The sequence below is a fragment of the Thalassospira sp. A3_1 genome, assembly GCF_017744215.1.
GTDB lineage: Bacteria > Pseudomonadota > Alphaproteobacteria > Rhodospirillales > Thalassospiraceae > Thalassospira > Thalassospira lucentensis_A.
The window spans coordinates 1,017,245-1,041,295 of record NZ_JAGHQQ010000001.1 but is presented as its reverse complement, the minus strand read 5'-3'; the positions used below and the strand labels follow the sequence as shown (position 1 = coordinate 1,041,295).

Here is a 24,051-nt window from a genome sequence, read left to right as displayed (position 1 = left end):
GACCCGTTCAGCCAAGACCCGGTTTGACCTTGGTTTCGGATGCCTTTTTAAGCAGATAATCGCGAAAGACTTTGGCGGAACTGGTGAGGGTATCCTCACCGTCATGCACGATCAGCAACTGGCGTTTGGCCCAGCTATCGGCAATCGGTGCGCCGGAAATATTCATGTGATCAATGTAACCTGCGACCGAACTTTGCCGCAGGAAGCCGATGCCAAGTCCGGCTGCGATCATCTGGCGCAAGGATCCAAAACGCATGACCTTGATATGCGGATGCATGTCGTGATGCAGTTTACCTGCCGCCTCGCTGATCAGGTCATCGATAACGCCGCCTTCATGCAGGGAAATGATGTCGTATTTTGCGGCTTCGGCAAAGGTAACCGGGGCGGGATTGGATTGATCGGGGATCAGCGGATGGCCCTTGGGGGTGACAACCCAGATCGGGTCGTCGCAAAAGACGTGGTTCGACAAACCCTGACAGGGGCCGTTATCGGCCATGATCGCCAGATCAGCACGGCCTTCGCGCACCGCATCAGATGACTCGCGCGATGTCAGTTCACGGACATCGACGGTTACATCGGGAAAATCACGTTGAAAATCGGCCAGAAATGCAGGCAGTCCGGTGAGAATTGCCGAGGTTACGGCAGCAAGATAGATCTTGCCCTTTTCGCCGCTGTTGAAATCGCGAAGCTCGTTTGACAGGTGATTGAGATCACCCAGAAGCTTTTCGCCGTAGCGCGCGAAAATAGCGCCTTCTTCCGTCGGTTCGACACCGCGGGGCAGACGGCGCAGCAGCTTGACGCCAAGCATGGCTTCAAGTTCGCCGATGCGGCGACTTACAGCCGATGTCGCGATATGTTCGCGCCGGGCGGCTTCATTGATGCTTCCGGCGCGCACAATGGCGACAAACAACCGGATCGTGACGATATCAAACTTTTGCATTCAACCGTTTTCGGTTGTTTGGTTGAAACCGTCAAGGGCGATGAATTGACAGCATCTTTTGGATGCCAATCCTCAAACCCGCAGGGTCAGAGAGGGCGAATTAGCCCTCGACCTGACGCCATGCATTGTTCCACTCGGTCATCAGTTCATCATGGGTGCGTGCTTTCGACGCTTTCATGATCACGGCGACCTGAAGAGCATGAACAAGGTTGGTGAACCAGTTGACGCGAACTTCGCGTTCGATGGTGGTGGTGTCTTTAAGTGCAAGCGTTGCCATGGGTAGGTTCCTTTGCGTCTGGGGTGATTTCAGATGTACCAGACGCCGTTTGAACCCACTATTCTCGTTTCACCGCTATCCCGTTCTTGTTTGGAGAACGATAGATATAAGTAATTGATATTGAATGATTAATTTATATCGCAATGCACAATGTATTGCCAAACGCGCATGGTCCAAAATGTTGGATTTATCTGCTATAGCTTGGCAAACAGGATTTACCAGAGGTCGTGCAATGAGTGATGTGGATGACAATCTTGCCTGGGAACAGGCGCATGGTAGCGGGCTTCAGGCTTATCTGGGCTATCGGATTGTTGAATGGGAAGAAGACCGTGCGGTGGTCGAGCTTGAAATCAGGGATCATCACCGCAATCGTGCGGGTATCCTGCATGGTGGCGTGATTGCAACCCTGATGGATACGGCATCAGGCTGTGCCGTCTGTTACTGTGCCGTTCCGGGGAATGTCCGCAAATCTTTGACCCTGTCGCTGACGACCAATTTCATCGGGATGGCAACCGGCGGCACGGTGCGGGTTGAGGGGCGCAAACAGGGCGGCGGGCGCAAGATCGTCTTTACCGAAGCCACCGCCTATAACGCGGCGGGCGAGGTGATCGCGACCGCGACCGGCACCTTCAAATACCATAGCGGTAGCGAGGACCCGAACGGGGTGCCGCGCGACGCATAGGGGTTATGGAAATACAGGACGGTCCCTGAGGGGTCGGCCTTTGACGCTATGTAAAGCTTTTTCAAAAAGTTCTTGATTTGTTCTTTTAATTGTGGCATAAAAGTAAAGTCAACGGGAGAAATGCACCCGGACCGAAACCCGCAAGGCCTTACAGGCTCTGCGGGTTTTTGCGTTTGGGGCCGGATCAAAGAGGGGGTCAGGATGCAGCGGCAAAGATTGAGGCAGGGTCGCGGGGCAACCCGCAGGATGCTCTTCGGCGGATGGCGGAGCCATTACGGCGGCATTCTGATCAGACGATAACAGGTTTCGAAAACGCTTATTTGTCATGACGGGAGAGGTGCGTCTTGTCGGGGAACGGACCCCGGATTTGCCGGAAGCGGCAGCAATGGCAGCAATGGCAGCAGTGGTGGCAGTGATTTGCGGCCCGTCGGTGGTGGACAGGTTGGGGGCAGTATGCCCGAAATCCGTCTGTCGGTGAAAATGGCGAACGCCCGAGGTTTGTCTGGACGCCGGGGTGGCAGATTGTTGCCTTGGCCGGAGCGGGCAACGAGCCAGTGGGCGGTCCGTGGGGCGTCAGTTGGCGAGGTTGCTGGAGGCCCGAGGTTTGTCCGGGCTCTGTGGTCATGCCATTGCCGGAAGTGGCTGGAGCGGGCAGCGAGGTTGTGGGTCGTCATTGGGTCGTCTAGTGGTACGGCTGGCGGAAGCCCGAGGTTTGTCCGGACTTGGTGGTCGTGGCGTTGCTGGAAGGGGCCGGAGCGGGCAGCGAGGTTGTGGGTCGTCATTGGGTCGTCTGGTGGTACGGCTGGCGGAAGCCCGAGGTTTGTCCGGGCTTCGGTGGTCATGGCGTTGCCGGAAGAGCCGGAGCAGGCAGCGAGGCCGTGGGCGGTCAGTGGTCCGACTGTTGGCGGGGCTGGTGGAAGTCCGAGATTTGTCCAGTATTGCCGGAAGTTCTGCATCGCCGGAAGTTGCTGTGGAGGATTTGCTGGAAGAGGCAGCAGGGACGGCATCGGGCCGTCTATGAGCCGCTTGTTGGCGGGGCTGTTGGAGGCCCGTTTTTGTTCGGGCAGGGCATTGGGTCTGTTTGCAGGAAAGTCACCTCTGTTGCCGTGCTTTCGGAGTCTGGTGTTCCTAATCCTGCCATTGCCTTCGATGCCACCGGTGCGCCCTCAACCGTTTCCTGACCGATTATGAGGCAGGGGGACTTGCCTGATTCTTCTGCCTTTCAACGCAAAAGGGCGCGCCATTATGGCGCGCCCTTGGTTGATTGATATGGCCGGGATTATTTCGGCATCTGCCATTTGCCGTTTACAAGGCGCGGGATGTTGAGCGGGTTCGCGTCCTTGAGGGCTTCGGGCAGCAATGCGTCCGGGAAGGCCTGATAGGAGACCGGGCGGATGAAACGTTTGATCGCCAGCGACCCAACGGATGTTGCACGGGAATCCGTGCTTGCCGGATAGGGGCCGCCGTGAACCATGGAATGGCAGACCTCGACCCCGGTGGGCCAGCCATTGATCAGGATGCGGCCGGCACATTTTTCAAGGGCGGGGCGCAGTTTCCCGGCCAGTTCGGCATCGGCGTCAATCATGTGGATGGTCGCGGTCAGCTGCCCGATCAGGGTTGCCGACAGGGCAACCATTTCTTCGGGCGTGTCGCATTCGACAATGATGCCAGCCGGGCCAAACATTTCTTCCGCCAGTTCCGGGTTGGCCTGCCAGTCGGCAGCCGTGGTGCGGAAGATTGCCGGGCTGCCTTCGAACGGGCCGTCGCTGTCGCGGCGTTTAAGCGCGCAGGTTACCTTGGCGTGACCGGCCATCGCGTCGGTTACATGATGATAGGCGCTTGAAACGCGGTCGGTCAGCATGGCGGCACCGCCAACCTGACCCAGTTCGGCGGCAGCAGTTTCAACAAAGGCGTCAAGATCGGCACCCTTGAGCGCGATCAGAAGACCCGGATTGGTGCAGAACTGACCAACACCCATGGTGAGCGATCCGACCCAGCCCTTGGCGATTTCAACGGCCTTGGCACCCATGGCTTTTGGCATCAGGAAGACCGGGTTGTTGCTGCCCAGTTCGCCATAGAACGGGATCGGTTCCGGGCGGGAAACGGCAATATCAAACAGCGCACGACCGCCACCGGTCGAGCCGGTGAAGCCAACCGCCTTGATCAGCGGATGGGCGACCAGCGCCTGACCGACCTTGCGGGTGCCACCATGGATCAGGCTGAACACGCCTTTGGGCATGCCGGTTTTTTTAATTGCGGCTTCGATTGCCTTGGCAACGACTTCGGACGTGCCGGGATGGGCAGCGTGACCCTTGAACACGACCGGGCAACCGGCGGCCAGTGCCGATGCGGTGTCACCGCCCGCGGTCGAAAATGCCAGCGGGAAGTTTGACGCACCGAAAACACCGACCGGGCCAAGGGCCTTGTGCATGACGCGGATGTCGGGCTTTGGCAGGGGCTGACGATCAGGCTGGGCGGTTTCAATGCGGGCTTCGAACCATGATCCTTCTTCGATCCAGTCGGCAAAGAAGCGCAATTGACCCACGGTGCGGCCGCGCTCGCCAGTCAGGCGTGCAGCGGGCAGGGCTGATTCAAGATTGCCGATTTCGGTGATTTCATCGCCGCGCGCATCGATTTCATCGGCAATCGCGCGCAGGAAGGCCGCGCGTTTGGCCGGCAGCATCGCCGCAAATTCCTCGGCACAGGCATTTGCCGCCTGAACCGCCTGATCCACCAGTTCCTCGGTGCCGTGCTGGAACTTTGTTGGCAGTTTTTCGCCGGTCGACGGGTTATCGGCCTGAAACACATCCGGACCGTTCAGCCATTCGCCTGCAATATAGTGCTGTCCATTCAGCATGGAGCCTCCTGTGGGGTTGGCGTGTTTGTATGATGATACCGTGCAAAGGGTTGGGCGGTGGATTTCGGTAATCCTGCAACGCCCGATTTACGCGGTTTTATTCGGCGGCAGCTTAAGAAATCGGGGATGGGATGTAAATATCATATTATATGACAAAAATGCCGTCAGCAGCCGCCAGCAGAGATTCAAATAGTTAAGCATTATTGGATAATTTATACAATTATAATTGGTCAGAGAAAGCCATGGGCGTGTGTGCTCGCCAGAATTCAGATTATTGACAAAGCCCGGAATGGATCAAAATCGTCATTCCGGGCGCAGCAGAGCGCAGACCCGGAATTCATATCCCATTGAAAGAGACTGGATTCCCGCCGTCGTGGGAATGATGATCTGGCTGGAATGCTGTGTCAGTATCCTGCGGGCGTGTATGTCCGTGCCATGCCATGCCATGCCGTGCAGTATAGTGCTGTGTTGTGCCGCGCATTGCGGCCAGGGATTACTGGCCAAGGATTTCTGGTGTGTCCAGGCGGAGGCTGCGCGGTCCGCCTCGTGCCTCACGGAAGCCGATGGCGGGTGCTGATATTTGAAAAATCCCGGCGGATGATGCCGGACTAGCTGGCGACCGATTTGGGGTTTCGGCCAAAGATGCTGGCGAAATCGGTTTTGGCTGGTTTGGGGCGCTGGAGCTGCAACCGGTCGCGAATGGCATCAAGGTGTTTGGCCATTTCGGCGGCTGCGGCGTCCGGGTCGCCGCCCAGAAGGGCGTTTAACAGCGTTTCATGTTCCGAGTGAGAGCAATCTACCGGTTGCGGGCTTTCATACATCGCAATGATCAGCGAGCTTCGCAGGATCAGGCGTTCCAGAAATTCCTCGATCACCAGATTGCCGGCAAGGCGGGCCAGCAAAAGGTGGAATTCCCCGGAAAGAATGATGGCGGCGCGGTGGTCGCCTGCGTGGTGCGCCTGATGTTCGCGTTCCAGATGCTCGCGGATCTGGTTTGCGCGGTCGGGCGTCATCTTGGCGGCGATTTTGCGGACCACGCCGTCCTCGATCATGCGACGGGCCGAAAAGACCTCTATCGCCTCGTCAATGGTGGGTTCGGCAATAAAGGCGCCGCGATTGGGGACCAGATTGATCAGCTTGTCATGTGCGAGCTGTAAAAAGGTGGCCCGGATGCGGGCACGGCTGACCGAGAATGTTTTGGCGAGATCTTCTTCGATCAGTTTCATGCCCGGTTCCAGCCGCCGGTCAAGAATGGCACCCAGCATTTCCTGATAGATCAATTCTTCCGGGCGAAGTTTACCGCTGCCTTTATAGGGGGTGGGCTGTGCGGGGTTGGCCATCGCGGCGCATCTTTCCGGTTGTTCATTCGAGGGGTCAATTCTTTTCTACAAAATTGTTGACGATCTGCAAAACAAAAAAATGCGGCAATCGTTTTGGATGAGTCGCGACGGCTTTGCCTTCAGTTTAATCAAAAGAATGCTGCTGTGCAAAAATTGCGCACAAGTTGCGCATGAATCGGGCATTGGCCGGTTTCGTCGCCCTATGGTTTCGGCTGAACGTCCCGCAAAACCGCCGATCCTGAAAATGGCACGCAATTTGCCTACAATCAAAAATATGGATTGTTAACAATTTTGCATGCAGTAACGGGTGGGCGCATGAAGGGTAACGGGGCCATTGAGTTGATCGCTGTCAGTAAGCATTACGGCAGTACCATCGCAGTCAAATCGATCGACCTCAAAATACCGGCAGGGGCCTATTGCTGCCTGATTGGTCCATCCGGCTGCGGCAAAACCACGACATTGCGCATGATCGCCGGGCATGAGGTGATCAGCGAAGGTGATCTTCTGATCGGGGATCGCAATGTGACCGAGCTTCCGCCGGTCAAGCGTGGCACGGCCATGATGTTCCAGAATTATGCGTTGTTCCCGCATATGACCTGCATGGAAAATGTCGCGTTCGGTCTGCGGATGCAGGGCATTTCCCCGGCGGAGCGCAACGAACGGGCCAAGGAAATGCTGGCGCGCGTCCATATGGAAAAGTTTGCGGATCGCAAGCCCGATCAGCTTTCGGGTGGCCAGCAGCAGCGGATCGCGCTTGCACGTGCCTTGATCACGCAGCCCTCCGTCCTGTTGCTGGACGAGCCGCTTTCGGCCCTTGATCCGTTCCTGCGGGCCCGGATGCGCGATGAATTGCGCCGCCTTCAGCAGGAGCTTGGCATCACATTTGTCCATGTCACCCATGCCCAGGACGAGGCGCTTGCGCTTTCGGACATGGTTGTTGTCATGGAAGACGGTGTCATTCGCCAGAAAGGCACGCCGGAAGAAATATTCAACAAGCCGCGTTCGCGCTTCATCGCCAATTTCATGGGCGGTCAGAACATTTTCAAGGGAACGGTTTCGGAAAGCAGCCCGGCGGGCACGCTTCTGACCCGTGGCCCCGATAGTTTCTTCCTGCCCGGATATGGCGATGGTGCCACGGGCGAGGATCTTGAATTCACAATTCGTACCGACCTGATCGGACTGGGTGAAACAGCGCCCGGTGATGCCGAAAATGGTCAGATTCCCGTCGAAATCACAACGGTCGAGTATCTCGGCCTTTGGGTGCGGATTGTGGCGACGACCAATGACGGCAAGGAAATCACCCTGATGAAGACCGAAAGTGAATTTCGGCAGGCGCCTGTGCGCCGGAAGGAAAAGTTCATCGCCTATTGGAAACCCGAACACGCGCATGTTCTGGCCTAAAAAAACATCATTTATCAGGAGCTTCACATGACGACCGACAATTCCAAAACGACGAAAAACCTGCTTTCGACCAAGGAAGTCACCCGCCGCGGTTTTGTTAAAGGTGCGGCTGCGACTGCCGGTGTCGCGATTGGTTCAGGTGCGATCACCGGTTTCCCGACCATCTGGGCGCAGAACATCAAGGATGTGACGTTGCGCCAGTTCGGCACGGGTGTTTCAAACATCAATGCGGTGGCCGACAAGGTTAAGGAAGACCTTGGCTTCACGCTTCAGATGACGGCCCTTGATTCCGATGCGGTTGCGCAGCGTGCGGTCACCCAGCCGAAATCGTTTGATATTGCCGATATCGAATACTGGATCTGTAAGAAGGTTTTCCCGGCGGGCACCATGCAGCCGATGGATACCACCAAGCTTAAAAACTATCAGTATATCTCCAAGCTGTTCATCGACGGCAAACTGACCCCGGATTCCGAGATCGCACAGGGCACGGCACCGCACACGGTTGGCTTCGTCGAAGGTGCCGACAGTGTTGAATTTGCATCTGCGCCGACGCAGTGGATGACCCTTGTTCCGACGATTTACAATGCCGATACACTTGGCATTCGCCCGGACCTGATCGAACGTCCGATCAATAGCTGGGCCGATTTGCTTGATCCGGCCTTCAAGGGCAAGGCATCGATCCTGAATATCCCGTCCATCGGGATCATGGATGCGGCCATGGTTTGCGAAGCCATGGGCGAAGTTACCTATGGTGACAAGGGCAACATGACCCAGGAAGAAATCGACAAGACGATTGCGATCATGATCGATGCCAAGAAAGCCGGTCAGTTCCGCGCCTTCTGGAAGAGCTTCGATGAGTCGGTCAACCTGATGGCATCGGGCGAAGTCGTGATTCAGTCGATGTGGTCACCGGCGGTTGCGGCCGTTCGGTCCAAGGGCATTGCGTGCAAATACCAGCCGCTTAAGGAAGGGTATCGTGCATGGGGTGGCGGCATTGGTTTGGCCAAGCACCTTACCGGCCTCGAACTTGAGGCGGCGTATGAATATATCGACTGGTACCTGTCGGGCTGGGTCGGGGCGTATCTTAACCGTCAGGGTTATTACAGTGCTGCCCCGGCAACCGCACAGAAATTCATGTCCGAAGACGAATGGGGCTTCTGGATGGAAGGCAAGGAAGCCCAGGGCGATATCCTTAGCCCGGATGGCAAGGTTATGGAAAAGGCCGGTGCGGTTCGCGATGGCGGTTCGTACGAGGAACGCATGGGATCGGTTGCGTGCTGGAACTCTGTCATGGACGAGAATAAGCACATGGTCCGCAAGTGGAACGAATTCATCGCCGCATAAGGCGTTTCAATTCGGTCGGGCGCAGCTTCGGTTGCGCCCGATATCCTGATTTCCCTGATGATTTTTCCGGTTCAAAGGGCAGACAATGGCGTTTGATATGTCCAAGCGATCGTCGTATTTCCTGATCTCGCCGATGGCGCTGATCTTTGCGATCTTTCTGGTCGTGCCGTTGCTGACGATTATTGTCGTCAGTTTCTGGGACTATGACGAATACCGCATTCTGCCCGACTTCATTTTTGAAAATTACAAATACCTGCTGGGGTCTTCAGTAACCTGGCAGATTTACCTTAATACATTCAAATATGCCGCGCTGACCTGGGGCTTTACCCTTCTGATCGGGTTTACGGTTGCCTATTTCCTGGCGTTCCATGTACGCAGCCTGACATGGCAGATTGTCCTGTTCATGTTGTGCACGATCCCGTTCTGGACATCGAACATCATTCGCATGATTTCGTGGATTCCGTTTCTGGGGCGCAACGGGCTTTTGAATTCGGCCCTGATGGGGCTGGGGATTGTGGATGAACCGCTTGAATTCCTGCTGTTTTCGGATTTTGCGGTCGTTCTGGCGGATGTGCATCTTTACACCCTGTTTATGGTGGTGCCGATTTTCAATTCGATGATGCGCATTGACCGTTCCCTGATAGAAGCCGCGCGTGATGCCGGGGCATCGGGGTTTGAAACCCTGCGGCACGTGATTGTGCCGCTATCAAAGCCCGGTATTGCAATCGGTTCGATCTTTGTCATTACGGTTGTGATGGGCGATTTCATCACGGTGCGGTTGATGAGTGGCGGGCAGAGTGCGTCGGTCGGGCTTCAGATTTCCAATGAAATCGGGTTACTGCAATATCCGGCGGCGGCGGCCAGTGCGGTGGTGCTTCTGGTGACCGTGCTTTTGATCGTGACGGCCCTGCTTCGCATGGTCGATATCAGGAAGGAGCTTTGAGATGGCGAAGACCCGTGAAAAGCGCCCGACAAGTTTCTATTTTCTGGCGGCCTTCTTTGCGCTGTTTGTGCTGTTCCTGTATGGGCCGATGCTGACGATTTTTATCCTGTCATTTCAGGGTGAGAATGGCGGTCTGACCTTCCCGATGAATGGGTTTTCGGTCCATTGGTTCGGCAACCTGTTTGAACAGCAGGCGGTCGGGGATTTTGGCGGATCGTTCCTGCGATCTCTCAAGCTTGGCCTGATTGTCATGGTGGTGACGGTTCTGGTGTCCTTTATGGCGGGGCTTGCGTTTCGCAAGCGGTTCAAGGGTGACAGCGTGATTTTCTATCTGGCGATTGCCAGCCTGATCGTGCCGTCGATCCTTATTTCGCTTGGCATCGGGTTGCTGTTCAATATCGTAAGCTGGCAACCGCAATGGTTTACATCAGCCCTTGGCGCACATCTGACATGGACCTTCCCGTTCGGGCTTCTGATCATGTTTGCGGTGTTTAACCGGTTTGATCCGTCTTATGAGGAAGCGGCACGCGATCTGGGTGCCAGCAGTTGGCAGACCATCTGGCATATTGTTTTGCCGATGGTGGCACCCAGCCTGATTGGTGTCGCGATGTTTTCCTTTACCCTGTCCTATGACGAGTTTGCCCGGACGCTGATGACGGCGGGCGCGCTTAATACCCTGCCGCTAGAGATTTACGGGATGACAACCAACGTGACGACGCCCGTGCTTTATGCGCTGGGCACGGTGACGACCGGCTTTTCGTTTGTGGTGATTGCCATTGCGCTCGGTTCGGTCCTGATCCTGCGGCATCGCAAGGGGCAAAAGGCATGACCCGGATCGCGGTTATCAATCCCAATATGTCGGTCGGGTTTACCGAGAAGGTTGGTTTGCAGGCCCGCCGTATTGTGGCACCCGGGACCGAGGTTTTGGCCCTGAACCCCAAATTCGGCCCGGCCAGTATTGAGGGTTATTATGACGAGGCGTTTGCAAGTGTCGGGTTGCTTGCCGCGATGCGCGGGCTTGAGGCCGACGGGGCATCGGGCGGGAAGATCAGCGGATATGTCGTGGCGTGTTTTGATGATACCGGCGTTGATGCCGCGCGCTGTTTGACCAAGGCACCGGTGATGGGCTTGTGCGAGGCGGCCCTTCGGTTTGCGGCCATCGTTGCGTCACGCTTTGCCATCGTCACCCCGATGGCGGTGTCGGTGCGTCCGCTTGAACATCTGGTGTCGAAATACGGGGCGTCTTCGCAATGTGTGGTGCGGGCGGCGGGTGTCCGGACACTGGATTTCGAGGGCGAAAATGCGGATATGGCCTATCTGGCGCTGAAAACCTCGGCGGAAAACTGCCTTGCCGAAGATGGTGCCGAGGCGATTGTGCTGGGCTGTGCCGGGATGACCGATATTGCCGACCGTTTGCAGGCCGAGCTTGGCGTGCCGGTGATTGACGGGGTCAGTGCGGCGGTCAAGCTGATTGAGGCGATGGGGATGCTTGGGCTTCAGACCAGCAAGGCCGGAGCCTATGCCAGTCCGCCGGTTAAAACTTACGACGGGATATTTGCCGAGTTTGCGCCGGTCGAGTGAGATTGCGTGATCGGGTCGGGGCCGGATTTCCATCCGGTCAGATTTGCTTTAACGCCTGTTCGACCTGAACCAGATGACGCCGCATGGCGTCTTCTGCACGTTTGGGGTCGCGCTGTTCTATGGCGTCGACGATTTCGCGATGCTGGGTGCTTAGGTCATTGATCAGGCGGTCCGAATGGCTGCTTTCGCGCATACGCGCCCATGCGGCTTCGCGGCGGACGGCACTGACGGCTTCGAACACTGCCAGAAACAGCGTATTGCGGACACTTTCGGCCAGTTTCTGATGAAAGGCCGCATCCCATTTTTCATATTCGCCCTGATTTTGGGCCTTGGCAGCGTTTTCGATCATGGTGCGCATGGTGTCGATATCGGCCTGCGAGGCGCGAAGGGCGGCAAACCGGGCCATCGATGGCTCGATCTCCTGCCTGACTTCCATGATTTCAAACGGGCTTGTTCGGGTGGCCAGACCTTCGAGCTTGCGAAGGCGTGGTGTGGGTGGGGTGCCGACAAAGGTGCCCTGCCCCTGACGGCGCCAGATCAGGCCATCAGATTCAAGCTGATCCAATGCCTTGCGCAGCGCGCGACGTCCGACATCAAGCTGTTCGGCCAATTCGCGTTCGGCGATGACGCGCCCGTTCTTGACGAATTCTCCCGCGGCGAAGCTTGTTCTCAGCTTTTCTGCCAACCCCTGGGTTGCTATGTCATTCATGGCTTTTTTTATCGTTATCTGGACGTTTAAATCTTATCTGTTAAATCTTATCTGTTCCGGGCCGTTGCCCGCGTTTTGCACCCTTGCGGTTTCATCGGTCCGGAACAGCATCAATCCCAATCAGATATCAGGAAATCAGATCATAGAACATGCGCAATGATGTGATGGCCAGAAACAGGCCAAAACAGATGCGAAGCGCGCGTCTTGGGATGGAATGCGCGATGCGTGCGCCGACCGGTGCGAAAAGAACCGTCATCGGGATCAGAAGGGCCGCGGCCAGCACGTTCACATATCCCAGCGAGAAGGGCGGACGCCCGTCCACACCGATGCCGGACATGGCATAACCGATGGTGCCGGGCAGGGCGATGATCAGGCCGATTGCGGCCGATGTGCCCACCGCACGGCGGATGTCATATCCAAGGAAGCTTAATACCGGTACGCAGATCGTGCCGCCGCCGATGCCCATCATGGCCGACAGGCTGCCTGCGATCACACCCAGTATCGCCCAGACGGATTTGGGCGGGTTTTTCTGGGTATCGGTTTCGCGATCCCGGACCAGAATCATATTGGCCGCAACCAGCAGGGCCACGACGGCAAACACGATGGTCAGAACCCGGCCATCGGCAAAGCCGCCAATCGCAGTGCCAATCAGGACACCAACGACAATTGCCGGTCCCCAGTGTTTCAGCAGGGCGATATCGACCGAACCCTTTTTATAGTGGCTTCGGGTGGATGAAATCGCGGTGGCGATAATCGTCGTCAACGAGGTGGCAACCGCGACCTGCATGCGCAGGCTTTCATCAACGCCCATGGTGGTCAGGAAATGATACAGCACCGGCACAATGACGATGCCGCCGCCGACGCCCAGAAGCCCGGCCATGATGCCGCCAACGATGCCGGCAAACAGCATTGCTGCACCCCACAGCAGGTACAGGCTCATGGTGCCTTCGATTTCAATCATGATGAACCAATCCAAACCAATAATGACTATCTAGGTGTATTGGTACTAACTCTGATTGGTCGTAGTTGGCAAATGTTTTGCGCTGTTAATCAGCTTAATCTGGCAATTAATCAGCATTAACCAGATTTAATAGTTGCGAACCAAATGCAAGAATGCCAACAATATGGCGACAAAATGAACAAACCAAATATAAATTGGTTCAGACTCAGGTATCAAATCTCATCAGGAGGCAGAACATATGTTCCGCAAGATTGCCGTAGCCGCCGGTTTGATGGCCGCTGCCTTTGCCGCACCCGCGCAGGCGCAGAGCTATCCCGAAAAACCGATTGAATTCATCGTGCCGTGGGGCCCGGGTGGTGGCAGTGACACGCTGATGCGTATCGTTGCCCAGGGCCTTACCGAAGAAACCGGTCAGGCCGTACCGGTTATCAACATGCCCGGCGTGGGTGGCAATGTCGGCCTTGCCGAATTCGCCAAGCGCCCGGCAGATGGTTATACCATTTCGCAGATTCACGAAGGTCTTCTGGTATCGAACCAGACCGGGATTACCGAACTGAACTGGGACAGCTTCATCCCCGTCGCGCTGGTGGCGTCCTCGCCGCAATATCTGACGCTTTCGAAGAACGACAATTTTTCGAACTTTGAAGAACTGGTTGCCTATGCCAAGGCACATCCGGGTGCCGTTCGTGCCGGTGTGACACTGGGCGGGATCCCGCATGTTCATATCGCGATGATCGAAGAAGCCATGGGGCTTCAGTTTTCCTATGTCGGGTATACCGACACGGGTGAGCGTATCCGTGCCCTGATGGGTGGCAACATCGATATCGCGATTGGCGATATCTCGTCGGCCAAGCAGTTCGTCGACAATGGTGATCTGATTTATGCAGCCGTTGGTACCGAGGAACGCACCGATGATGCACCGGATGTCCCGACGCTTAAGGAACTTGGCATGGATGCCGAACTGGTGATCACGCGTGGTGTGGTTCTGCCGAAAGGGACGCCGCAGGAAACCGTTGATGCGCTTGAAGCCCATATCGAAAAGGTCATGCAGCGCGAAGACGTGATCAAGCTGATGAAAAATGCCGGTGCCGATCCGGTGTTTTATGGTCAGGAAAAATACAGCGCCTATCTTGATAAGCTGAACGCGACCATCGCGAAGCTTGTAGGCAAGCTCGAAGGATGACCGTCAAGGTGACGGAGGCAGCAGCAGCGGATACAGGTGTATCCGCTGCTTCGCGCGCCCGCACCGAATTGGCGCGGCTGATCTCCTATATCGTTTTTGGTGGCGTTTCTGTTGTTCTGTCCTCAATGGCGGCCGGTTTGCCGACGTCCCGCTGGGAACCGCTGGGGGCGGGCACATTCCCGAAACTTGTCTTTGCCCTGCTGGCGGTGCTTTGCCTGATTGCGGCTGTTCGCTCGATCATTGAAATCGTGCGGGCGGGGGGGCTTGCGGGTGTGGGGGCTGTCTTTACCCAGTGGCTTTATGTGCGTCGGGTCGCCATTGGCCTGTTTGTCCTGTTCGCGGTTTATCTTGGTGTCATGCCCTGGACCGGGTTCTCGCTTGCAAGTTTTGTCTTTCTGCTGATTGCGCAGTTGATGATCGCGGGTGTTTCGCGACGAACCGTCATTCAGTCCATCATCGCCGCCCTGATTTTTTCGGTCGGGTTGAACCTGCTGTTTGCAGAAGTTTTCAATGTGTTCCTACCGCGCGGCGTTCTGTTCGCGGGTTAGGCGGGAAAGTTTAAATTATGCTGGATGCGTTTCTTGCCGGGGCCCATCAGGTATTTGCCTTTGATACCCTGACATACATGCTGATCGGGTCGGTTGCCGGGATTATTGCCGCGGCCATCCCCGGTTTTACCGTAACAATGGCAATCATTCTGACCCTGCCGCTGACCTTTGCGATGGAACCGTTGCAGGGTGTGTCGGTAATGCTGTCGGTTTATGTCGGGGGGTACACCGGTGGCCTGATCAGTGCCGCCCTTCTGGGCATTCCCGGAACGCCAAGTTCGGTTGCCACGACCTTTGATGCCTTTCCGATGGCGCGCAAGGGGGAACCGGGCCGGGCCCTTTCACTGGGTGTATGGGCATCGTTCTTCGGGACCGTGATTTCGACCATCGTTCTGATCGTTGCCGCCCCGCCGCTGGCGCTGATTGCGGTCAAGCTTGGCCCGTGGGAATATTTCGCGCTGATCGTCTTTGCGCTGACGATTGTTGCCAGCCTTGTCGGGAATTCGTTAATCCGTGGTTTGATCGCGGGCGTCATTGGCCTTGGGATTGCGACCATCGGGCCGGACCCGATGATGGGTAAATCGCGCCTGACCTTTGACACCGATCTTTTGATGCCGGGCTTGCCGTTCCTTGTGGTGCTGATTGGTATTTTCGCGATCAGCCAGCTTCTGAGCGAAGTCGAAATTCATGGCAAGAAGACCAATCAGGCGCTGATCCCGGATGTGATCGACTTCAAGACATGGAAAGTCATGCGCGAAGTCCTGATGGCGCCGGTCAATCTGTTCCGGTCGTCCATGATCGGGGTTCTGATTGGGGCGCTGCCGGGTGCGGGTGGATCCATCGCCAACCTGCTGGCTTATGATCAGGCCAAACGTAGTTCCAAAAACCCGGAAAAATTCGGCGAAGGCTGCGCCGATGGTGTGGTCGCGTCCGAGGCGGGGAACTCTGCCACGGCGGGTGGCGGTCTGATCCCGATGATTGCGCTTGGTATCCCCGGTTCTGCGGTTGATGCCATTCTGATGGCGTCATTGATGGTGCACGGGATTTCGGTTGGTCCGCGCCTGATCATGGATCATGCCGATCTGGCCTATGGCATGTTCATTGCCATGATCGTTTCAAGCCTGATGATGCTGGTGGTGTGTGTCGCATCCATGCGCCTGTTCCTGCGGGTGACGGACATCCCCAAGCAGTTCATCGTGCCGACGGTCATCATTTGCTGCGTTATTGGGGCGTTTGCGCTTAATAACCGGGTGACGGACCTTTATCTTCTGGGGATTATCGGGTTGGTTGGCTATGGCCTGAAAAGCCTTGATTACCCGCTGGCACCGCTGGTGCTGGGTGTGATCCTGGGGCCGATTGCCGAAACCAATTTGCGCCGCGCATTGATGAGCGATCCGGACTGGACGACCTTCTTTACCCGGCCGATTTCAGCCATCCTTCTGGCGGCGGCGTTGCTGTCGGTTATCTTCAGCGTCCGGTCCATCCTTAAAATGCGTAAAAAGAACCGTCCCGCCACCGACGAACAGGACGGCGATTAAGCCGATTAGGAGACTCCAATGAAACTTCGTCATGACGCGCTTTATGCCTCACGCCGGTCACCGGTGCTTGCGCGCAATGTTGTCTCGACTTCCCAGCCATTGGCGGCACAGGCCGGTTTGCGCATGCTGCTGGCGGGCGGGAATGCGGCCGATGCCGCGCTGGCATCCGCCATCGCATTGACTGTGGTCGAGCCGACTGGCAACGGGCTTGGTTCGGATGCCTATGCGATCATCTGGGATGGCAAGGAACTGCATGGCCTTAATGCATCGGGTCGTGCGCCCGCGGCATGGTCGCCGGAACGTTTTGCCGGGGCGGATGCCATGCCGCAACGCGGCTGGGAATCGGTTACCGTACCGGGGGCGGTTTCGGCCTGGCGCGAGATTTCCGACAAGTTTGGCAAACTGCCGTTTGAAAAGCTGTTTGAACCGGCCATCGAATATGCCAGCCGTGGTTTTGCCGTGTCGCCAATCATTGCAACGCTTTGGGAAAAGGGTGGCAATGTATTGGGCAAGCAGCCGGGCTTTGCCGAGGCATTCCTGCCCGGTGGCAAGGCACCGAAAGCGGGTGAATTGTTCATCAACCGCGCAATTGCCGAAAGCCTGACAGATATCGCCGAGACCGGTGGCGAGAGTTTCTATCGCGGTCGGCTGGGGGCCAAAATTGCGGCCTTTGCCAAGGAAAACGGTGCGGTCCTGACCGAGGAAGACCTTGGCAATCATAAAACCGACTGGGTCGGAACGATTTCGCAAAGCTTTGGCAAGGTGAAGCTGCATGAAATCCCGCCAAACGGGCAGGGGATTTCAGCCCTGATTGCGCTGGGTATTTTGCGCCATACCAACATTGCCGATTATGCACCGGACTCGGTCGAGGCCCTGCATCTTGAGATCGAGGCGATGAAGCTGGCCTTTGCGGATATGCATGAATATGTCGCCGATCTGGATCACATGCGTGACGTGACGGTCGAACATCTGCTGTCCGATGATTATCTGAAATCCCGTGCGGCACTGATTGATGCCAGCAAGGCGCAGGATTTCAAGGCGGGTGCGCCAAAGCATGGTGGCACCGTCTATGTCACGGCGGCGGATGAAAGCGGCATGATGGTGTCGTTCATCCAGTCGAACTATATGGGTTTCGGGTCCGGTGTTGTTGTTCCGGGCACATCGATCAGCCTGCAGAACCGTGGTTTCGGTTTCACCCTGAAAGAGGGTCATCCCAATCAGGTGGCTGGCGGAAAACGCCCGTTCCAGACAATCATTCCGGGCTTCCTGATGGGGGACGACGGCAATCCGGTCATGAGCTTTGGTTTCATGGGCGGCCCCATGCAGTCACAGGGGCATTTGCAGATGACACTGCGAACCCAGCTTTGGGGGCAGGACCCGCAAACGGCGGTGGATGCGCCGCGCTGGCAGGCGCTTTCCGGGCTTGAAGTCGCCGTTGAGGCCTCGGTCGGGGCGGATGTGATTGATGCCCTGAAAGCCAAGGGGCATGCGATCAAGGTTGAAGCACCAGACAGCACCAATTTCGGTTTTGGTGGTGCGCAGCTTATTGCGAAAACCGATGCCGGTTATGTCGCGGGTTCTGATCCGCGCAAGGATGGATGTGCGGTCGGGTATTAATCCCGCGTATCGCCAATTCAGATGAGCTCCCCTTAATTCATCTGACGGAAAGGCCGGTCATTAATTTGACCGGCCTTTTCTTATGAAAATTCGATATTTTGAACCGCTAATATTTTTCGGTTCGTCAAGATGGAAATCACCGCATTTCAGGGGGATACCCCATGCAAAAATGCCGCTTTGAGTCTGGCCAGGACAGGCGTAAAGACGCAGAATACGGAATTTGAAATGCTGGCAGCACCGGATTCTTATCAATATGCTGTCACATTGCTGCCCCGTTCTTTAAGCAAAAACATCTTTAGCGGGAAATTCGCTGATCAGTCGGGAAACTCAGACGGGAAATATGTACAGATTTCAAAAGCGTGTCACCAGTAGCTCGGTTCATGCTCTGCTTGCGGTTGCGCTTGCAGGGTTTTTAACGTTTGGGGCGAGTGGCTTGGTACACGCCCAGGACAGCAGCACCACAACCGAAACGTCGTCAGGCACGCAGCCTGCTGTACCGGTACAGGCCGGGACCGGGACGACCAGTCCGGCAGCCGAGAGCCCGGTAGTAGAAAGCACCGAGCCGGCGGTAGCCCCGTCGTCGAATGCACCGGAACAGACCGCGCCAGTTGAACCGGTCGCGGCCGGTAATGGCGAAACCGCTGCTGATAATCCTGTACAACCCGTTGAAGGTGATGCGGCTGCTTCATCCGAAGCGGCTGAAAAACCGGCGGTTTCCGTGCCGGTTGCCTTTGATCCGGCACAGGTGATCGAACGGGCGCGCAATCTTGCAAAGCAGCCGTTTGAAAATCCGCATCGTGATTTACCGGAAGCATTGGCAAATCTGAGCCCGGAAAGTTATGCGAAAATCCGTTTCAAATCCCAGCGGGCATTTTTCAGTCAGGCAAATTCGGGCTTTGCACTCGACCTTTATCATCCTGGCAACATGTATGATGTGCCGGTTGCGATAAACCTTGTGCGTGATGGTCAGGTGCAGGCGGTTCCGTATTCGGCGGGGCTGTTTGATTTCGGTGAAACCGGCCTGTCGGGCAATGATTTTTCGACACAGGGATATGCCGGTTTCCGACTGCGGTATCCGTTGGGGAATGTTGCAGGCAGCGATGAATTGGCGACCTTCCTTGGCGCATCCTATTTCCGCATTCAGGGGCGTGATCAGGTTGCCGGACAGATGGCGCGCGGACTGACCGTTGATCTTGCGGGGCCGTCGGGTGAGGAGATTCCGGTATTTCGTGAATTCTGGATCGTTACCCCGAAAGAGGGCGAACGCAAAATCACCGTTTTTGCGCTGCTTGATAGCGTGCGGTTGACCGGTGCCTACCGTTTTGACATTCGCCCCGGTAACAACAGCAAGGTCGATGTCAGCAGCACGCTGTTTTTCCGCGACCGTGTTGAAAAAATCGGTCTGGCCCCCCTGAACAGCATGTTCCTTTACGGGGAACAGAAACGGCGCCGGTTCGAAGATTATCGCGGAGAAGTTCATTCCAGCGACGGGCTTCTGATCAATAATGGCAAGGGCGAGTGGCTTTGGCGGCCGCTTGATAACCCGGCCAACTTGCAGATCAGTTCGTTCCTTGATGAAAATCCGCGTGGTTTCGGGCTTCTGCAACGTGACCGGAACTTCGATCATTATCAGGACCTTGATACCCGTTTTGACCAGCAGCCCGGCTATTGGGTGACGCCAAAGGGCGATTGGGGCAAAGGCCATGTCGAACTGGTCGAAATTCCAAGCCCGAGCGAAAGCAACGACAATATCGTTGCGTTCTGGGTGCCCCAGAACAAGCCCGAAGCCGGAAGCGAGTTGACCGTTGAATATCAGATTGCGGCAACACAGGATGGCAGCGATCTGCACAAGCTTTCACAGGCAACAGACACGCGTATCATGCATATTCCGTCCGGTGGTGATGATGCGCAGGCGGCAACCCGTTTCATCCTGAATTTTGCGGGTGAAGAGCTTGAATATTATCTGTCCGATCTTGATAACCTTCAGGCCAATATCAGTGCATCGAATGCTGAAATCCGTAATATCCGCCTTATGAAGGACCCGGAGAACGGTGGTGTTCGCGTGATGTTTGACCTGATTGGAACTGGCGAAGCCCAAAGTTCAAATCTGCGCGCCTTCCTGCAATATGATGACAGGGTGCTGAGCGAGACATGGACCATGCCGTGGGTATTTTGATGCCTGCGGCAATTCCGGTTGGGCACATTTGGCCGCGTATTGCGTTTCGCTTGGAATATCGCAAGTTGCATTCAGGGAAAACTAGAACCTTATGAACCGGATTTCCGATCCCATGTCCGATAGTGCGGCCAAAAATGGCGTTGATGATGATAACCTCGATCCGACAGTAAAGCTGCGCGGTCCCGGTGTCGGATCGCGGCGCATTTTCCTGTTTGGCGCGTCGATTTTTGCAACCGCCTATGCCGCGTGGCTGATGGCGGATGTATTGGGTGCGGATCAGCTTACCGTCATGGAAATGGTGGTTATTGCGTTCTTCACGATCAACTTTGCATGGATTTCGCTGTCCTTCTTTACGGGGATTGTCGGGATATTCCTGCGTGGGTTCGGGTTGGATGCCATCACGCTGAAACGGTTGAAGCCGATTACGCGCAAAGGGTCGCTGAAATCCAAGAACGTGATTGTCATCCCGGTCTATAACGAAGACCCGGACCGGGTGTTTGCCGGACTGCGTGCGAGTTATGAAAGCCTTGCCGCGACGGGCGAAATTGATGCGTTTGATTTCTTTGTTCTGTCCGACACCCGCGACCCGGATATCTGGATCGCCGAGGAAGTTGCATGGGCCAAGGCCTGTGCGGATCTGAAAGCGCGCGGCAAGATATTCTTCCGCCGTCGTGCGGAAAATACCGAACGCAAATCCGGGAACCTGAAAGAATTCTGCGAGACCTATGCGACGCATTACGATCACATGATCGTTTTTGACGCCGATAGTGTGATGTCGGGCGAGGCCATGGTGAATATGGCCTATCTGATGGAAAACAATCCCGATGCCGGGATCATCCAGAGCCCGCCGCAGCCGACCGGCCGTCAGACCCTGTTTGCCCGTATCCTGCAATTCATTTCGCGCGTTCATGGCCCGACCATGTCGGCGGGTCTGTCGTTCTGGTGCATGGGCAGTTCGAACTATTGGGGGCATAACGCGATCATTCGCGTGCAGGCGTTCATTGATTGCTGCGGGTTGCCGGTTCTGTCGGGCAAGCCGCCGATGGGCGGGCATATCCTGAGCCACGATTTCGTCGAGGCCGCCTTTATGCGCAAGGCGGGCTGGCGTTGCTGGCTGATCCCGCAGCTTGAAGGTAGCTGGGAAGAATTGCCGCCGAACCTGATTGATTATGCGATCCGTGATCGCCGTTGGTGTCAGGGAAACATGCAGCATGCGCGGCTTCTGTTTGCGCCGGGGTTCAGGCCGCTTAGCCGTCTTCACTTCTTCATGGGCGTCATGAGCTTTGGCTCGTCGCCGCTGTGGCTTTTGCTGTTGCTGTCTTCGACGATTGCGACGCTGCAAAACACGCAACTGACCTATAGCTTCTTCCCCAGCCAGTTCACGATGTTCCCGCAATGGCCGGTTGACCGGTCGTTCGAGATGCTGGTGTTGCTGGTCTTTACCATCGGTATGCTGGTGGTGCCCAAAATCATCTCGATCCTGATGGTTTGCCTTGGCCGTGATCGCAAGAAATACGGTGGGGTCATGGTGCTGGCGAGCGGTATCCTTGAAACGCTGTATTCCGCATTGCAGGCACCGATCATGATGATGCTGCATGCGCAGTTCGTGTTTTCGGTTCTGACCGGCAATCAGGTGGGTTGGGACGCGCAGGAACGCGATGATACCGGTGTGCCGTTTAAGGCCGCACTTAAAACCCATCGGACGATCATCGTGATCGGCCTTATCTGGGGGGCGGTGGCGCTGTTTGTGGATACGGCGTTCTTCTGGTGGCTGTCGCCAATTCTGGCGGGGCTTGTTCTGGCGCCGTGGCTGACGCATTGGTCAAGCAGCCTTGCCATCGGCCGTGCGGCGCGCCGGATGAATCTTTTTGTGACACCGGAAGAAACCGAATCACCCGAAGAACTTGCGACATTGGCACGCCTGACAGCGGAAGCACCCGATGAGGATGTCAAAGACGGGTTGCTTCGCCTGATCGAGGATCCGTTTGCCAACGCATTGCATTCGGCCCTTTTGCCCGCGCGCAAACCCGACCGTCGGACCCAGATCGAGATCGGGATCATCTATGAAAAGCTGGCCCGGTTGGGGGTCGAAAGCCTGACGAGGGATGAGAAGCTCAAGATCCTGTCGTGGCCGGTCAAGCCGCTTGACCAGATCATGGCGGGGAAAAAGGACGAAAATGCAAAGCTGCCCGCTAATTCGTCATAGTGCATTGATTTTCTTGCATGGGTCGCGCCACAAAAACGCCCCGATTTGATCAAAATATGCCGCGGTTTTTCGGTGATCATAATCCTTACCAAAGAGTTAATCGCCGATTGTCGCCATTTAGCCCGAAGGGGCCGCAAACATGACTGACCTGACCATCGCATCCAAAGGTTACGCCTACGCTGCTTTTGAATCTGCCGCAGTGACCCGTCTGATCGACGAGACCGCGCGTGCATGGTTGCGCTCGTTTAGCGTTGATAATCCGCAGGCTCATCAGCGTCTGGTGAACGAGTTGCGTACCGCGTTGCAGCAGGACTCCGTTGCGACGACCGAAAAAGAAAGCATGCAGGACATCCTTGATCAGGCGGCCCACGATGCCATCGCAAGCTGGTTTGCCGATCTGAGCGGCCAGAACAACTGTTTTGGTTCTTCCGGCTTTGCCATGATGCGCTGTGCTTTCCTGTCGGCCAACTGTGACAAGGCATGGTCCGAACGTTTTCTGGATCGTGAGCACAGCAACAATGACCTGGCCCTTGCCCTGTCGGTACAGATGATGTGCCCGACTCCGGCGGTTAAAAGCTGTGTGATGCCGCGCCAGTCGCTGGATCGTCGCGCCGCGTCCTAAGAATTTAAAGATTTGCGCTGACTTGTCTTACCCTCAACGTCATCTGCGCATTACCAACGAAGCACTGCCATAAAGGCGGTGCTTTGTTGTTTGTGCATATGGCCAAAAAAGAACCCGCCCAAAAGGGCGGGTCGAGTTCAGCGGGCGAGTGGGACCTGATCCCGATTGAAATCAGATCCCGATGACGTCAGGGCACACACTCCCCAACGCCGACGAAAAAGGGTTCAGGCGGCTTTGCGGGCCGCGGACAGTTTTTCAAGAAGCCGGGCGACGGCCGGATCGTTTTTGCCATTCCGGTCCAGTTCAAGGAAGAAGTCCGGATAGGGGGCTTTGCCCGGTGTCAGGTTGTAGGGTTCGAAATCCGTGATCCCGATGGCTTCGAGCACGCTTTCATCGGTGAAGAAACCACCGGTAACGTCGCGTGCGGGCGATGTCAGGATGGCGTGTGCGGCATCGGCAAGGATTTCGGGGCTACGCGCACGACCCTGTTCAAGACCGGGGATCATGTTAAGGGCGGCGGTTTCGATCACGGTGACGGGCCAAAGCGAGTTAACAGCAACACCTTCGTCTTCGAATTCCGCAGCAAGGCCCAGCGTCACGAGGCTCATACCGTATTTCGAAATCGTATAGGCGGTGTGGTTGGCAAACCATTGTGCCGACAGGTTGGGCGGTGGCGACATGGTCAGGATATGCGGGTTGTCCGATTTCATCAGATGCGGCAGGCAGGCCTGCGCGCAGGCGAAACTGGCCCGGGTGTTGACCTGATACATCAGGTCAAACCGTTTCATCGGTGTTTGCAGGGTCGGGGTCAGGTTGATCGCGCTGGCATTGTTGATCAGGATGTCGATCCCGCCAAAGGCATCCACGGTTCGGGCAACGGCATCGGCGATATGGTCTTCTTCGCGAATGTCGGTTTTAAGGGCGAGTGCCCTGCCACCGGCTTCCTCGATCTCGGCGGCGGCACTGTGAATGGTGCCGGGCAGTTTGGGATGGGGTTCATCGGTTTTGGCGATGATTGCGACATTTGCCCCATCGCGTGCCGCACGCAGCGCGATTGCCTTGCCGATCCCGCGCGATGCGCCGGTGATGAACAGTGTTTTGCCAGCTAAACTTGCCATGATTTTCT

Annotated in this window: 22 protein-coding genes; 15 read left to right on the top strand and 7 right to left on the bottom strand. The window is 56.3% G+C overall.

Going from position 1 to position 24,051, the window contains the following annotated elements:
• Positions 1-7 precede the first annotated feature (7 nt).
• Positions 8-940 carry a LysR family transcriptional regulator gene (locus J7395_RS04610; RefSeq protein WP_209220673.1) on the bottom strand — a complete coding sequence of 311 codons (933 nt, stop codon included), beginning with the start codon at positions 938-940 and terminating at the stop codon, positions 8-10.
• A gap of 100 nt (positions 941-1,040) precedes the next feature.
• A complete protein-coding gene (locus J7395_RS04605; RefSeq protein ID WP_156484574.1) occupies positions 1,041-1,217 on the bottom strand; it encodes a hypothetical protein in 177 nt (58 codons plus the stop codon).
• Positions 1,218-1,449: 232 nt separating this feature from the next.
• Between J7395_RS04605 and J7395_RS04600 the strand changes: the two genes are divergently transcribed.
• Positions 1,450-1,899: a PaaI family thioesterase gene (locus J7395_RS04600; RefSeq protein WP_209220672.1), complete on the top strand. Its 450-nt coding sequence runs from the start codon at positions 1,450-1,452 to the stop codon at positions 1,897-1,899.
• A 1,279-nt stretch (positions 1,900-3,178) separates the two neighbouring features.
• Here the strand turns inward: J7395_RS04600 and J7395_RS04595 are convergent.
• Together J7395_RS04595 and J7395_RS04590 are read right to left on the bottom strand one after the other, a co-directional pair.
• Entirely contained in the window at positions 3,179-4,756 is a 1,578-nt protein-coding gene (locus J7395_RS04595) for an aldehyde dehydrogenase (NADP(+)) (RefSeq protein WP_114109323.1), read from the bottom strand.
• A gap of 608 nt (positions 4,757-5,364) precedes the next feature.
• Complete coding sequence (locus J7395_RS04590) at positions 5,365-6,096, bottom strand: GntR family transcriptional regulator (protein ID WP_062950318.1); 732 nt, start codon at positions 6,094-6,096, stop codon at positions 5,365-5,367.
• Here J7395_RS04590 and J7395_RS04585 point away from each other — a divergent pair.
• The 6 genes from J7395_RS04585 (at position 6,089) to J7395_RS04560 (ending at position 11,365) form a co-directional block, all read left to right on the top strand.
• The gene (locus tag J7395_RS04585; protein WP_209220671.1) at positions 6,089-6,382 is read left to right on the top strand and encodes a hypothetical protein; all 294 of its coding nucleotides are present in this window, start codon (positions 6,089-6,091) and stop codon (positions 6,380-6,382) included. The genes J7395_RS04590 and J7395_RS04585 overlap by 8 nt on opposite strands.
• 29 nt (positions 6,383-6,411) lie before the next feature.
• Complete coding sequence (locus tag J7395_RS04580; RefSeq protein WP_037988293.1) at positions 6,412-7,497, top strand: ABC transporter ATP-binding protein; 1,086 nt, start codon at positions 6,412-6,414, stop codon at positions 7,495-7,497.
• A gap of 27 nt (positions 7,498-7,524) precedes the next feature.
• Entirely contained in the window at positions 7,525-8,841 is a 1,317-nt protein-coding gene (locus J7395_RS04575) for a PotD/PotF family extracellular solute-binding protein (RefSeq protein ID WP_062950322.1), read from the top strand.
• 97 nt (positions 8,842-8,938) lie between these two features.
• Positions 8,939-9,784: an ABC transporter permease gene (locus J7395_RS04570; protein ID WP_223304904.1), complete on the top strand. Its 846-nt coding sequence runs from the start codon at positions 8,939-8,941 to the stop codon at positions 9,782-9,784.
• A 1-nt stretch (position 9,785) separates the two neighbouring features.
• The gene (locus tag J7395_RS04565; protein ID WP_062950324.1) at positions 9,786-10,613 is read left to right on the top strand and encodes an ABC transporter permease; all 828 of its coding nucleotides are present in this window, start codon (positions 9,786-9,788) and stop codon (positions 10,611-10,613) included.
• Positions 10,610-11,365 (top strand): aspartate/glutamate racemase family protein, encoded by a 756-nt coding sequence (locus J7395_RS04560; RefSeq protein WP_209220670.1) that lies wholly within the window; start codon positions 10,610-10,612, stop codon positions 11,363-11,365. The genes J7395_RS04565 and J7395_RS04560 overlap by 4 nt, the downstream gene beginning before the upstream one ends.
• Before the next feature lie 37 nt (positions 11,366-11,402).
• Here the strand turns inward: J7395_RS04560 and J7395_RS04555 are convergent, their stop codons facing one another.
• Both J7395_RS04555 and J7395_RS04550 read right to left on the bottom strand, forming a co-directional pair.
• A complete protein-coding gene (locus J7395_RS04555) occupies positions 11,403-12,074 on the bottom strand; it encodes a FadR/GntR family transcriptional regulator (protein WP_209220669.1) in 672 nt (223 codons plus the stop codon).
• 127 nt (positions 12,075-12,201) lie between these two features.
• Positions 12,202-13,035 carry a sulfite exporter TauE/SafE family protein gene (locus J7395_RS04550; RefSeq protein WP_037988410.1) on the bottom strand — a complete coding sequence of 278 codons (834 nt, stop codon included), beginning with the start codon at positions 13,033-13,035 and terminating at the stop codon, positions 12,202-12,204.
• A gap of 238 nt (positions 13,036-13,273) precedes the next feature.
• Here J7395_RS04550 and J7395_RS04545 point away from each other — a divergent pair, with 238 nt between their 5' ends.
• The 8 genes from J7395_RS04545 (at position 13,274) to J7395_RS04510 (ending at position 22,925) form a co-directional block, all read left to right on the top strand.
• Positions 13,274-14,218 carry a tripartite tricarboxylate transporter substrate binding protein gene (locus tag J7395_RS04545; RefSeq protein ID WP_062950336.1) on the top strand — a complete coding sequence of 315 codons (945 nt, stop codon included), beginning with the start codon at positions 13,274-13,276 and terminating at the stop codon, positions 14,216-14,218.
• 8 nt (positions 14,219-14,226) lie between these two features.
• Positions 14,227-14,766, top strand: coding sequence for a tripartite tricarboxylate transporter TctB family protein (locus J7395_RS04540; RefSeq protein ID WP_348541206.1), 540 nt, complete (start codon positions 14,227-14,229; stop codon positions 14,764-14,766).
• A gap of 17 nt (positions 14,767-14,783) precedes the next feature.
• Positions 14,784-16,304, top strand: coding sequence for a tripartite tricarboxylate transporter permease (locus J7395_RS04535; RefSeq protein WP_062950340.1), 1,521 nt, complete (start codon positions 14,784-14,786; stop codon positions 16,302-16,304).
• A gap of 18 nt (positions 16,305-16,322) precedes the next feature.
• Entirely contained in the window at positions 16,323-17,921 is a 1,599-nt protein-coding gene (locus J7395_RS04530) for a gamma-glutamyltransferase family protein (protein WP_209220667.1), read from the top strand.
• A 129-nt stretch (positions 17,922-18,050) separates the two neighbouring features.
• On the top strand, positions 18,051-18,293 hold the full coding sequence (locus J7395_RS04525; RefSeq protein WP_209220666.1) for a hypothetical protein: 243 nt from the start codon (positions 18,051-18,053) through the stop codon (positions 18,291-18,293).
• Between the two features lie 61 nt (positions 18,294-18,354).
• Positions 18,355-20,097 carry a glucan biosynthesis protein gene (locus tag J7395_RS04520; RefSeq protein WP_247741956.1) on the top strand — a complete coding sequence of 581 codons (1,743 nt, stop codon included), beginning with the start codon at positions 18,355-18,357 and terminating at the stop codon, positions 20,095-20,097.
• A gap of 112 nt (positions 20,098-20,209) precedes the next feature.
• The gene (gene mdoH / locus J7395_RS04515) at positions 20,210-22,303 is read left to right on the top strand and encodes a glucans biosynthesis glucosyltransferase MdoH (RefSeq protein ID WP_247741955.1); all 2,094 of its coding nucleotides are present in this window, start codon (positions 20,210-20,212) and stop codon (positions 22,301-22,303) included.
• A gap of 139 nt (positions 22,304-22,442) precedes the next feature.
• A complete protein-coding gene (locus J7395_RS04510; protein WP_062950347.1) occupies positions 22,443-22,925 on the top strand; it encodes a hypothetical protein in 483 nt (160 codons plus the stop codon).
• Between the two features lie 224 nt (positions 22,926-23,149).
• On the opposite strand, the gene J7395_RS04505 is transcribed toward J7395_RS04510, so the two are convergent.
• On the bottom strand, positions 23,150-24,043 hold the full coding sequence (locus tag J7395_RS04505; protein WP_209220663.1) for an NAD(P)-dependent oxidoreductase: 894 nt from the start codon (positions 24,041-24,043) through the stop codon (positions 23,150-23,152).
• Positions 24,044-24,051: the final 8 nt, after the last annotated feature.